The sequence below is a fragment of the Solidesulfovibrio sp. C21 genome (genome assembly GCF_047785625.1).
Lineage (GTDB): Bacteria > Desulfobacterota > Desulfovibrionia > Desulfovibrionales > Desulfovibrionaceae > Solidesulfovibrio.
Window position 1 is genome coordinate 1 of record NZ_JBLODY010000011.1, and the last position, 12427, is coordinate 12427.

General features: G+C 65.6%; 11 protein-coding genes. 8 read left to right on the plus strand and 3 right to left on the minus strand.

Annotated elements, in window-relative coordinates; all coding sequences use genetic code 11:
- Nucleotides 1-154 precede the first annotated feature (154 nt).
- The 4 genes from trpB to ACMZ6R_RS05585 all read left to right on the plus strand — a co-directional run bounded on the left by trpB (nt 155) and on the right by ACMZ6R_RS05585 (nt 3635).
- Nucleotides 155-1339, plus strand: coding sequence for a tryptophan synthase subunit beta (gene trpB / locus ACMZ6R_RS05570; protein ID WP_416109893.1), 1185 nt, complete (start codon nt 155-157; stop codon nt 1337-1339).
- Nucleotides 1336-2106, plus strand: a complete 771-nt coding sequence (gene trpA / locus ACMZ6R_RS05575; protein WP_416109894.1) for a tryptophan synthase subunit alpha — start codon at nt 1336-1338, stop codon at nt 2104-2106. The genes trpB and trpA overlap by 4 nt, the downstream gene beginning before the upstream one ends.
- A gap of 246 nt (nt 2107-2352) precedes the next feature.
- Complete coding sequence (locus tag ACMZ6R_RS05580; protein ID WP_416109895.1) at nt 2353-2481, plus strand: hypothetical protein; 129 nt, start codon at nt 2353-2355, stop codon at nt 2479-2481.
- Between the two features lie 56 nt (nt 2482-2537).
- Nucleotides 2538-3635, plus strand: a complete 1098-nt coding sequence (locus ACMZ6R_RS05585; protein ID WP_416109896.1) for a response regulator — start codon at nt 2538-2540, stop codon at nt 3633-3635.
- Here the strand turns inward: ACMZ6R_RS05585 and ACMZ6R_RS05590 are convergent.
- On the minus strand, nt 3610-4047 hold the full coding sequence (locus ACMZ6R_RS05590) for a response regulator (protein WP_416109897.1): 438 nt from the start codon (nt 4045-4047) through the stop codon (nt 3610-3612). The two genes, ACMZ6R_RS05585 and ACMZ6R_RS05590, sit on opposite strands and share 26 nt — an antisense overlap.
- 57 nt (nt 4048-4104) lie before the next feature.
- Nucleotides 4105-4761 (minus strand): phosphate signaling complex protein PhoU, encoded by a 657-nt coding sequence (gene phoU, locus ACMZ6R_RS05595; protein WP_416109898.1) that lies wholly within the window; start codon nt 4759-4761, stop codon nt 4105-4107.
- Between the two features lie 247 nt (nt 4762-5008).
- Between phoU and ACMZ6R_RS05600 the strand changes: the two genes are divergently transcribed.
- Together ACMZ6R_RS05600 and ACMZ6R_RS05605 are read left to right on the plus strand one after the other, a co-directional pair.
- A complete protein-coding gene (locus ACMZ6R_RS05600; protein ID WP_416109899.1) occupies nt 5009-6397 on the plus strand; it encodes an MFS transporter in 1389 nt (462 codons plus the stop codon).
- A 202-nt stretch (nt 6398-6599) separates the two neighbouring features.
- Complete coding sequence (locus tag ACMZ6R_RS05605; protein ID WP_416109900.1) at nt 6600-9116, plus strand: response regulator; 2517 nt, start codon at nt 6600-6602, stop codon at nt 9114-9116.
- Between the two features lie 82 nt (nt 9117-9198).
- On the opposite strand, the gene pyk is transcribed toward ACMZ6R_RS05605, so the two are convergent.
- On the minus strand, nt 9199-10626 hold the full coding sequence (gene pyk, locus ACMZ6R_RS05610) for a pyruvate kinase (RefSeq protein ID WP_416109901.1): 1428 nt from the start codon (nt 10624-10626) through the stop codon (nt 9199-9201).
- A 181-nt stretch (nt 10627-10807) separates the two neighbouring features.
- Between pyk and ACMZ6R_RS05615 the strand changes: the two genes are divergently transcribed.
- Together ACMZ6R_RS05615 and argC are read left to right on the plus strand one after the other, a co-directional pair.
- Complete coding sequence (locus ACMZ6R_RS05615; protein WP_416109902.1) at nt 10808-11122, plus strand: DUF1844 domain-containing protein; 315 nt, start codon at nt 10808-10810, stop codon at nt 11120-11122.
- Nucleotides 11123-11140: 18 nt separating this feature from the next.
- A complete protein-coding gene (argC, locus tag ACMZ6R_RS05620) occupies nt 11141-12193 on the plus strand; it encodes an N-acetyl-gamma-glutamyl-phosphate reductase (protein ID WP_416109903.1) in 1053 nt (350 codons plus the stop codon).
- Nucleotides 12194-12427: the final 234 nt, after the last annotated feature.

Genomic DNA, 12427 nt, shown 5'->3' on the forward strand with positions numbered 1-12427 from the left:
CCCTGGCGGATTCCGCCAGGGAAAACAGCGACCGGCAACAAGGGAGAACGTGAGGAACCACGCGCACCACGCGGAGTCCGTTAAAAGTTTTTGAAGGGGGTCCAGGGGGAAACTTTTTTCAAAAAGTTTCCCCCTGGCCGCCGGAGGCATAACAATGCGTAAAGCGTACTTTGGAGACTTCGGGGGACAATTTGTCCCCGAACTGCTCATGCCGCCGCTTCTGGAGCTGGAAGAGGCCATGAAGACCATCGTGCCGAGCGAGAAGTTCCAGAAGGAACTAAACGCGCTGCTGGCCGATTATGTGGGCCGGCCCTCGCCCTTGTACCGCTGCCCCAACCTGTCCAGGGAGCTGGGGTTCGATCTGTGGCTCAAAAGGGAAGATCTGAACCATACCGGCGCGCACAAGATCAACAACACCATGGGCCAGGGGCTGCTGACGAAATACATGGGCAAGCCGGTGCTCTTGGCGGAGACCGGGGCCGGCCAGCACGGCGTGGCCACGGCCACGGCCGCCGCCATGCTCGGCCTTGGCTGCATCGTCTATATGGGAGCCGAGGACGTTTCCCGCCAGTCCCACAACGTCAAACGGATGAAACTCCTTGGCGCGGAGGTCGTGCCCATCGAATCCGGCACCAAGACGCTCAAGGACGCCATCAACGCGGCGCTGCGCTACTGGATCGCCGAGCAGCGCACCACGCACTACTGCTTCGGCACGGCGGCCGGGCCCCATCCCTTCCCCACGCTGGTGCGCGACTTCCAGGCCATCATTTCCAAGGAAGCCCGGGCCCAGTGCCTGGAGAAGATGGGCCGTCTGCCGGACTACGTGGTCGCCTGCGTGGGCGGCGGCTCCAACGCCATCGGCATGTTCCACCACTTCGAACCGGACGCGTCGGTCAAGCTCATCGGCGTGGAAGCCGCCGGCACGGGCGAACCGGGCTGCTACAACTCCGCGCCCATAAACCTCGGCACGCCGGGGGTACTCCACGGCATGCACTCCATGCTCCTGCAAACCAGGGAAGGACAGATCCTGCCTTCCCATTCCGTTTCCGCCGGCCTGGACTATCCCGGCGTCGGCCCCGAGCATGCCCATCTGGCCGCCACCGGCCGGGTGCACTACGGCATGGCCGTGGATACCGAGGCGCTCAAGGCCTTCGAGGTCCTGTGCCACCGGGAGGGCATCATCCCGGCGCTCGAAAGCTCCCATGCCGTGGGCTGGGTGCTGACCCATGCCGCCGAGATCCCGAAAGGGTCGCAGGTGGTGGTGTGCCTGTCCGGCCGGGGCGACAAGGACCTCGGCATCATTGAAGCCTACGAAAAAAAGGCGGGAGGCCGCGCATGAGCCAGTCCATCCTTACCACTCGCATCATGGAGGCGCTGGCGGCCGGACGCAAGGCGCTCATTCCGTTTCTGCCCGGCGGATTCCCGGACAAGGAACGGTTTTTCGACGAACTCGACGCGCTGGATGCCGGCGGCGCGGACATCATCGAGATCGGCGTGCCCTTTTCCGATCCCGTGGCCGACGGCCCGGTGGTGGAGCAGGCCTCCCTCGATTGCCTCTTAAACGGCACCTGCCTGTCCTGGATCCTCCACGAACTCGAGCGCCGCAAGGGCCGCTACAAGGCCGGCCTCGTGCTCATGGGCTACTACAATCCTTTTCTCCAGTACGGTCTGGAGAATCTTGCCGAGGACGCGGCGGCGGCCGGCGTGTCGGGCTTCATCGTCCCGGACCTGCCCCTGGAGGAAGCCGGCCCCATGGCCGAGACCCTGGGGAAACACGACCTGGACCTGATCCCGCTGGTCGGGCTCAACACCTCCGAGGAGCGCCTCGCCGCCTACGCGGCCCATGCCAGGGGATTCGTCTACTTCGTGTCGGTGCTTGGCACCACGGGCATGCGCGAGACGCTGCCGGCCGAAATCGCCGAGCACCTCGCCTCGGTGCGCCGCATTTTCGACGTGCCCGTGGCCCTCGGGTTCGGCATCAAATCCCCGGAACAGCTCATCCCCTTCGGCGACAGCATCGACGCCGTGGTCTTCGGCTCGGCGCTGATCGCCCACATCGAGACCGGCGGCACGGCCGCCGAATTCATGCAGCGCTGGCGCAGCTGACCGCGAATGATACGGGCGGCCGGTTCCGGACGGGACCGGCCCAACGGTCCCCGGCCGGCAATGCGACCCGGCCGGGCGGCCAAACCCGTCGCGGGAAGCCGCCATGCACCTTCAAAACTACGCCGCCTACCTTGCGGCCCTGACCGCCAGCATGCTCACACCCGGCCCGGCCATGTTGCAGGCGCTCACCCTCGGCATGCGCCACGGCTGCTGGCCGCGCCCATCTGCCTGCTCGCCTTCGGCGGCATGCTGGCCTATGCCCGGTTCGGGGCCTTCCTGGCCAAGGCGCTGGCCTCGCCGCGCGCGGCAAGACGCTTTTTCCGTGTCGTGGCCGCAACGCTTTGGGCCTGCGCCGGCTACTTCGTGTTCGGATAGGGCTGGTTCCCACCGTGTGATTGGGCTATAACGGAAAAAAACGACAAGGATATCCCATGCCCCAGTGCGCCAAGGTGCTCTTCGTCGACGACGACCAGGCCGTGCTCGACGGCGTGCGGCGGGGGCTTTGTCGCGCCTACGACGTTGCCACGGCCCTTGGCCCCATGGAGGGGCTGCGGACCCTTGGCGAGAGCGGCCCCTTCGCCGTGGTCGTCTCGGACCTGCGCATGCCGGGCATGGACGGGGTGACCTTCCTGCGAAAAGCCCATGAGGCCGCCCCGGAGGCCGTCCTTATCATGCTGACCGGCCACGGCGACCTGACCACGGCCATGGCCGCAGTCAACGAAAGCCATATCTTCCGCTTTCTGACCAAACCCTGCCCAACCCCCAACCTGTCGCGCGCCCTGGACGCGGCGCTGGACCATTACCGGCTGGCGGCCACGGAAAAGGAACTCCTGCGGGTGACCCTGGAAAACGCCCGTCTCAAGGAGGATGTGGAACGCATCATGCGCCACGACCTCAAATCGCCGTTGTCCGCCATCATCAGCCTGCCCCAGGTCATGCGCATGGCCGACAACCTCGATGACGACCAGCGCGACATGCTCGCCCTTATCGAGGAGTCCGGCTACCTGATCCTGTCCATGGTCAACCTGTCCACGGCGCTCTACAAGATGGAACGGGACCAGTACGTGCTCGAGCCCCGGGATGTGGATCTGGTCCCCATCATCGAAAAAAACTTCAGTTTCCATGTCGACACGGCCCAAATCCGCAAGCTGGCCCTGCTCCTGACCGTGGACGGCGCGCCGGTCCCGCCGGGAGGCGGCTTTACGGTGCGCGGGGAGGAGCTCTTATGCTTCTCCATGCTGGCCAACCTCATCACCAACGCGGTGGAGGCCTCGCCCAAGGGCGGCACGGTCTCCGTGGACCTCGGCCGCGAAGGGGACATGGCCCACATCGCCATCGCCAACGCCGGCCCGGTGCCCGAGTGCATACGCGGCTGTTTTTTCGACAAGTACGCCACCGCCGGCAAGACCAAGGGCACCGGGCTCGGCACCTACTCGGCCAAACGCATCGCCATGGCCCACGGCGGCGACATCGCCATGGAGACCGACGGCGTGGGCACGCGCGTCACGGTGCGCCTTCCGGTCGCCTGACCTTGGGCGAACCCCAGGCTTCCCGGATCTTGCGCGCCAGCACGTCCGGGGAAAACGGCTTGACCACGTAATTGGTCACGCCGGCGCCGATGGCCGTGATGATGTGCTCCTCGTTGGCCTCGGCCGTGATCATGACCACGGGCAGTTTGGCGTAGCGCTCGCTCCTGCGGATACGTTCGAGCAGTTCGAGCCCGGACATGCGCGGCATGTTCCAGTCGAGCAGCACGAGGTCCACCGGATCGTCGTTGATGATCTCCCAAGCCCCTTCCCCGTCCTCGGCGAAATTGAGGTTCTTGAAGCCGAGCTGGCGCAGGATATAGGCGATGGTCTTGCGCATGGGCTGCTGATCGTCGACGATCAGGATGGCGATGGCCGGGGGGATGTCCACGAGGCGGCTCCTTCGGGCGCGCATGCGCCACGGCGCCTCACAATAGGACAAAACCGCCGCAAAAACCAAGGGGAAGAAAGGCTAATCGCAACGATGGCGGCTGCAGGCGCCCTCGCGGATAAAAACCACCGATTCCGCGATGTTGGTGCACTGGTCGCACACGCGCTTGAGCCCATGGGCGATGAAGCAGAACTGCACGGCGCGTTCCACCGGCCGGGCCACGTCGCGCATGTACTCCGTCATCTCCTTGAGGATGGCCACGTTGAGGTCCAGGACCTCCTCGGATTCCTCGCACAGCCGGCGGGAGATTTCCATGTCGAGCTCGGAGAAGCACACGGCCGTGCGGGCCAGGTAATCCCGCGTGGTCTCGGCCAGCTCCTCCAGCCGCCCGGGCGGCGCGATGGGGTCGCGGCCGGCCAAAAGCAGGCTGCGCTTGGCAATGCCCACCGCCTGGTCGCCGATGCGTTCCGCGTCGCCGACGATGCGCATGCTGGCGACAATGTAGCGCAGGTCCCGGGCCACGGGCTGGTGCAAGGCGAGCAGGCGCAGGATTTCCGCGTCCAGGGCGCATTCCCGGGCATCGATGGCCGCGTCGCCGTCGATGACGGTCCGGGCCGATGCCGATTCGCGGTCGAACACCGCGTGCAGGGCCTTTTCGACGGCGGCCTGGGCCATATGGAAAATCGTCAGCGTATCTGTCTTCAACTTCTCCAGATCAGCCTCGATAATCCGTTCCACGGCACCCCTCCCGAACCAGTCTCGTCAACAATGCGAGGCAAAAGCGTATACCGCCGCCACACGGCTGGCAAGAGCTGCGCCGAATTGTCACAGAACTCCCCCGATTCTCACGCCCGCAGCCAAGGATACCCGCAGGGTACTTAGCATCTTTTTGGTTGCCTCTTGTTTTTTTGTCCGTACCGGTCGAAATTCCCGGCGAGGCCCTTCTTCGAAAAACCCGCCCGACCACGTTGCAAAGGATACCCGCATGACATCCCCGAAAGCCGGCTCCCCGGCCATGGTCCTTGTCACTGTCTGCATCGCCCAGTTCATGGCCCCCTTCATGCTCACGGCCGTGGGCGTGGCCCTGCCTTCCCTCGGCCGCGAACTCGGCGCCACGGCCATGCAGCTCGGGCTCATCGAACAGCTCTACGTCGTGTCCCTGGCCATGGGCATGCTCGCCTTCGGGCGCTGGGGCGACATCATCGGCCAGCGCCGGGTGCTCCTGCCGGGCCTGGCCCTTTTCACCGCCCTGACCTGCTCCCTGGGATTCACCGAATCCGTGCACATGATCATGTTCCAGCGCTTTTTCCAGGGACTCGGGGCCTGCATGGTGCTGTCCGGGTCCCTGGCCCTGGTGGCGGCGGCCTATCCGCCGGAACTGCGCGGCCGCAAGATCGGCATCGTCTCGGCCTGCACCTACGCCGGGCTGTCGCTCGGCCCGGTGCTCGGCGGCTACGTCACCGGCCACTTCGGCTGGCGCTACGTGTTCCTCATGCCCGTGCCCATCGGACTGGCCGCCACGGGCATGTGCCTTTTCGGCATGAAGGAGGCGCCGCGAAACGCCTTTGGCGAGCGCATGGACTGGCGCGGCGGCATCTTCTACGCCGTCAGCGTCGCCTTTCTCATGCTCGGTGCGGCCCATGCCAAGGAAATTCCCCTCGGCCCGGCCATGATCGCGGTCGGCGTTTTGGGGCTGGCCGTGTTCTTGCGCCTGCAGGCGCGCACCAAAAGCGCGCTGCTCGACATCAACCTTTTGACCCGAAACCGCTTTTTCACGCTCAGCTGCCTGGCCGCCCTCGGCAACTACGCCGCCACCTTCGGCATCACCTTCATGATGAGCCTGTACCTGCAGTACGCCAAGGGCCTGCCGCCGCGTCTGGCCGGACTGGTGCTTTTGTCCCAGCCGGTGCTCCAGGTGATCGCCTCGCCCATCTCCGGCCGGCTGACCGAGCGCTTCGCCGCGGCGACGCTTGCCACCGTGGGCATGCTGGTGAGTTCCGCCGGCCTTTTCGCCACGGCCGCGACCATCGGCATGGACACGCCGCTGTGGCTTCTCGTCACGGAGCTGGCAGTCATCGGCGCGGGATTCGGCATCTTCATCACCCCCAACTCCACGGCCATCATGGGCAGCGTGCAAAAGCGCCAATTCGGGTTGGCCTCGGGCATGATCGCGGCCATGCGCACTTTCGGCATGGCCGTGTCCATGACCAGCGTGACGCTCATTTTCTCGCTGCTCATGGGCGACGCGATCGTCACCGTCGACACGCTGCCGGCCTTTCTGGCCAGCATGCGGGTGGGGCTGGTCGCCTTTGCCGTGTTCTCGTGCCTGGGGGTGATCCTGTCGTTTTGGCGGGGGAAAAAGAGCCTGCGATAGCGGCCCCCCTGCCACTTCCCGCGACGCCGGTGCGGGAAGTGGCAGGGCCGTTGACAACGCCGTCGTCGCCGGGCATGTGCATACTTGATGCACCTGGACTCCGTGACCGTGTTGGCGACCGGGAGCCCTTCAAAAACAAACGTTTTATCCTGTGTGCTGCCTGAGGGCGTCCTCGCTGTCTTCAGGGCGATGCCGAGGAACCATGCGGTCAGCAGAGCCGGACGCCCCTACGACGAAATCCAGCGCCTCGATCCTATGGCCGGGGGTCCTGCTGTCCCTCGCCTTGAGCCTCGGCTGCGCCGTCGGATTATACGCCCTGCGCCTTGGCGAGCTGCGCGAAGCGCACAAGGACCTGGCCCGCCTGTCCCTCGTCCTGGCGGGCCAAACCGGCTTGGCCTTTCAGGAAATCGACTTCGTCCTGACGGATACGCGAACGCTCCTGACACCCGAACGGCTTGCCTCGCCGCAAACGGACGCGGCCCTGCACCGGCTGCTGCACGACCGCTTCCGCGGCCTGCTGCAGGGGCAGGCGCTGCTGCTGTTCGGTGCGGACGGCACGATGCGCGCCCACTCGCGCGTCTTCCCCACCCCGCCTGTCCGCGTCGGCGACCGGGACTATTTCCAGGCCCAAAAACACGCCACAACGGATGCCCTGTTCATTTCCGCGCCGCTGCGAAACCGGGTCAACAACAACTGGATGATCAGCCTTTCCCGGCGTCTGGCCACCCCGGACGGCGGTTTCGCCGGCGTCCTCATGGCCGCCGTGGAAATGCGGTACTTCACGCATCTCTACCATGCCCTCGAATTGCCCCCCAGCGCCCGCATCGCCCTGCAACGCTCCGACGGCACCCTGCTTGCCACCTATCCCTTCGACGACACCCTGCTCGGCCGCGTCGAACCGCCCTGTCGCGACGGTTCCGGACGCATCAGCGTCGGCAGCCCCGTTCCCGGCCAGCCCATGTCGGTATGCCTGTCGCTGCCCCTGTCCACGGTGCTGCGGCGATGGCACGGGCTGGCCTGGATGATCGGCCTGGGGACCCTGGCGGCGGTGGCCGGCATCGGCGTCCTGACCGGGGCCCTGGCCATCCGGGTCCGCCGCGACCGGCTGGCGGCGCGGCAACAGCAACGCCGGCTTAAAGAGCTGGTCGCCCTGCGCACGGCCGACCTCCAGCAATTGCTGACCTTCAACGAGACCATCCTGGAAACATCCCCGGTCGGCATCGGGGTCTATCACCAAGGCGGGCAATGCATCTCGGTCAACGACAGCTTCAGCCGGATTATCGGCGGCGACAAGGAAGCCATCCAGAGCCTCAACTTCCGTCATCTGGACTCCTGGCGGGACGCCGGGATGCTGGAACACGCCGTCGCGACCCTCGAAACCGGCGCGCCGTCGCACCTGGAATGCCGGATGGTCACGTCGTTTGGCAAAGACATCTGGATCGAATGCCATTTCGTCCGGTTCGTGCGCGGCGGGATCGACCATCTGCTGTTGCTGCTCGCCGACATCTCGGAGCGCAAACAGACAGAAGCCGCGCTGCTCAACGCCAAACGCGTGGCCGAAACCGCCAATGTCGCCAAGTCGGAATTTCTGGCCAACATGAGCCACGAAATCCGCACGCCCTTAAACGGCGTCCTGGGCATGCTCCAGCTGATGCGCACGACCTCCCTCGACACGGAGCAGGACGAATACCTCTCCGCCGCCATCATCTCCACCCAGCGCCTGACGGGCCTGCTTTCCGACATCCTCGACCTTTCCCGGATCGAGGCGGGCAAGCTGACGCTCCAGGAAGCGGATTTCAGGGTGGCCGACCTCAAGGCCTCCATCCTGGAAGTGTTTTCCCTGGTGGCCAGAAACAAGGGCCTGCGCCTGGAATTTTCCACCGACCCCGCCATGCCGGCGCGACTGGCCGGCGACGAGGCGCGCATCCGGCAGATCCTGTTCAATCTGGTCGGCAACGCCCTGAAGTTCACCACGACGGGCGGCGTCGACGTTGCCGCCTTCGCCCTGCCGCCCCGCGCCGACGGACGGCTGCCCGTGGTCTTTTCCGTGCGGGATACGGGCGACGGCATCCCCGACGCGCGGCTGGCGGATATCGTCGAACCCTTTGTCCAGGGATTGGGCGCGCCCTATGCCCTGCGGGAGGGCGCCGGGCTCGGGCTTTCCATCGTGCGCCGGCTGGTACGGATGATGGGCGGCGAACTGGCCATCGACAACCGGGAAGGCGGCGGCACGACGATCTATTGCGCCCTGCCGTTGCGCGCGGCGCAAAAGGGCGCGCCGGACGAAATGCCGCCGGTCCGCGCGGAAGCGGGCCCCGTGGATCGCGTGCGGATACTTCTGGCCGAGGACGAGGCCATAAACCGCCTTGCCGCCCAAAAGATGCTGGAAAAGGCGGGCTATGCGGTGACGCCGGCCGGAAGCGGGGAGGAAATCCTGCGGCTTTTGGCCGAGCGACCCTTCGACTGCATCCTGATGGACATCCGCATGCCCGGAAAAAACGGCCTGGAAGTCACCCGGGAGATACGGCATTCCCCCCGGCTCGGCCCCATGGCCGCCATCCCCATCATCGCGGTGACCGCCTATGCCATGAGCGGCGACCGGGAGAAGTTCCTGGCCGCGGGCATGGACGGCTACGTCTCCAAGCCCATCGACATCGCCCAGCTCATGGAGGAGCTCAAGCGGATCATGCCCGACCGGGAAAGGCCGGAGGGGAACTGACGCCGCCCCCGGCACAGGGCCCCGCCGCAGGCGGGAACCCTGCACGGGCGACGCCGGACCGTCCCGCGACGGCCCGGGGCGTCTACTTGTAATAGATCTTGATCTCGTTGGTGCCGGGCGTGTCGTTGCCGGGCGTGGGACGGCCGGCGGTGATCACCACCGGGTCGCCGGGATTGATGTCCGGACAGTTCTGCACGAAGGCCTCCACCCGGGCCATGTGGTCACCGCTGGTCGCCTCCAGCAGACGCGGCCGCACGCCCCAGGCGAAGTTGAGGAAGTGCATCACCCGGGAATCCGGCGTCACGCCGAAGATCTGCTGGCGCGGCCGACGGCTCGAGGTCAGCCTGGCGTTGGTGCCGCTGACCGTGTGGCAGACGATGGCCTTGCCTTCCATGTTGTCCGCGATCAGGCAGGCCGAATAGGCCACGAACTTGCGCGGGTTCTTCTCCCGCTTGGGCGCGTAGGGCGAGGGGATGCGCTCCAGGTAGTAATCCAGGGCGTTGTCCGAAATCTGGCGCATCACCTTGACCGTCTCCACCACATGGTCGCCCACGGCCGTCTCTTCCGACAGCATCACGCAATCGGCCCCGTCCAGGATGGCGTTGGCCACGTCCGTGGACTCGGCCCGGGTCGGGATGGGGTTTTTGACCATGGACAGCAGCATCTGGGTGGCCACGATGACCGGCCGCTGGGCATGGCGGCAGGCCCGGATGATCTTTTTCTGCAGGATCGGCAGCTCCGGAATGGGGCATTCGAGGCCCAGGTCGCCGCGCGCCACCATGACCGCGTCGGTGATCTTCAAAATTTCGTCGAGATTTTCCACCGCGTTCTGGCGTTCAAGCTTGGACACCACCGGCACCCACACGCCGTGCTTTTTTATCTCCTCCTTGGTCATGGCCACATCAGCGGCGTTTTGCACGAACGAGATGGCCAGCGCGTCGACGCCCACGTCGATGCCCTCGTGGAGATCCTTGACGTCCTTGGCGGTCAGCGCCGGCAACGCGTGGTGCTTGCCCGGAAAGGCGATGCCCTTGTTCGAGGAGAGCAGCCCGGCGTTTTGGGCCTCCATGGCGTAGAGCCGGTCGGCCTTGACCTCCCGGGTGACGCGGAACTGGAGCAGCCCGTCGCTCAGGTTGACCGGCATGCCGACCCGCAGGCCGGCCAGCAGCCCTGGCACGTCGAGGGACACGAACACCCGGTCGTCGTGGGCCGGATCGGGCCGCTCGTCGGGCAGCCCGAGCAGCAGGCTTTCGCCCTTGTTGACGCTGCGCGGCGAATCCGCCACCTCGCCGATGCGGGTCTTGGGGCCGCACAGGTCGCCGAGGGCCGTCAGCGGAATGCCGAATTCGCTTTCCAGGGTGCGGATATTCTTGATGATGGGCTCGAAGTAGGCGGCATCGGCATGGGAAAAGTTGAGACGGAAAATGCGGACCCCGTAACGCACCATCTCGCGCATGGTATCGAGCGCGATGGACGCGGGACCGAGCGTGGCCACGATCTTGGTATGCATGCTTGCCTCCAGGCATGTCCGGCCCGCTTTCCCCGCCACAAGGCTGGAAAAAGCGGATGCATGCCGGACGGGTTTGGGATAAGACTACCCCCGGCTGGTTGCCGTTTCACGACGTATCCTTATCTAATGGGAATGGTTGTCAAGGACAAGGCCGAAGCCACGTTGCAAGGAGGAGCGCCCCATGGGCAGCGAAGCGCAAAAAAAGGAAAGCCCCTGCGGCTGCAATAAGGCCCACGCGGACCGGGAACCCTGTTTTCCGCCCGTGTCTTTCATCACCTTCGTCCTGTCCCTGGCCCAGTCGGCCATGGTGCTCATGGGCGAAGCCCCGGAGCCGGACACCGGCGAATACATGCAGAACCTTCCCCAGGCCAAGCACACCATCGACATTCTGGCCATGCTCGATTGCAAGACGCGCGGCAACCTCACCGAAGAGGAACACAAGGTGCTCGACAACCTCTTGTGCGAGTTGCGCCTGGCTTTCGTGAGAAAACAGTAAAACGCCCCGGGAGACTTCATGGAACCGATTCCCGTCGGCCTGGTCGGCGTTACCGGCTATACCGGTATGGAGCTGGCCCGCCTTCTGGCCGTGCACCCCGTCCTGCGGCTCACCCGGGCCACCTCCCGGGCCGAAGCCGGAAAGCCGCTTCGCGCCCTGTATCCCTTTCTCCAGGGATTTGAGGCCGGGGATGTGGGTATCACCGAGCCGGACGCCGCCGATCTGGCCGCCTCCTGCAAGCTGGTCTTTCTGGCCGTTCCCCATGGCGCGGCCATGGACTACGCCGCCGAACTGCTCGCCGCCGGATTGTCGGTGGTGGACCTCTCGGCCGATTTCCGCCTGGCCGACGCCGACGTCTACGCCTCCTGGTACGGGCTGGCCCACCGCCATCCGGACCTCTTGCCGGACGCCGTCTACGGCCTGCCGGAACTCAACGCGCCGCGTATCAGGCAGGCCAGGCTCGTGGCCAATCCGGGCTGCTACCCCACCTCCGTCATCCTGGGGCTGGCCCCGGCCCTTTCCGCCGGCCTCATCGAAACCGACGGCATCGTGGCCGACAGCAAATCCGGCGCGTCCGGAGCCGGACGCAAGGCCGCCGTGGGAACGCTTTTTTGCGAGGTCCACGACAGCTTCCGGGCCTACAACCTGGGCAAGCACCGCCACACCCCGGAAATCGAGCAGGAACTGGGAAAGCTCGCCGGCGCGGACATCACCGTGTCCTTCAATCCGCACCTGCTCCCCATCGACCGGGGCATCCTCTCCACCATCTACACGCGGCTGGTTAAGCCCGCCACGCTGGAGGAGATCCACGCCCGCTACGACAATTTCTACGCCGAGAAGCCCTGGGTGCGCGTGCTGCCCCTGGGGAAACTGCCGGAAACGCGCTACGTGCGCGGCACCATGTTTTGCGACATCGGCCTCGTGCTCGACCCCCGCACCAACCGCCTGATCGTGGTCTCGGCCATCGACAACCTGTGCCGCGGCGCTTCCGGCCAGGCCGTGGCCTGCGCCAACCTGATGTCCGGCCTGCCCGCCGACGCCGGCCTGCGCCTCGCGCCGATGATGCCTTAGCGAAGAGGAAAGACTGCGGGGAGGGAACCCCTTTTTAAAAAAAGGGGCTCCCCCCCCGCGCCCCTCCCTCCCGAAAAACTTTCAAAGGGGAGCAAAAGGGCCAGGGGAATATCACTGGCGACCCAAGATTGGCGAGCACGTCAGGACTGGCACGTTTCAGCTATGAGATAAGTTGTCATGACCGGCGACCCAAGGTTGATGAGCGCGTCAAAAACGGCACGCTTCAACGATGGG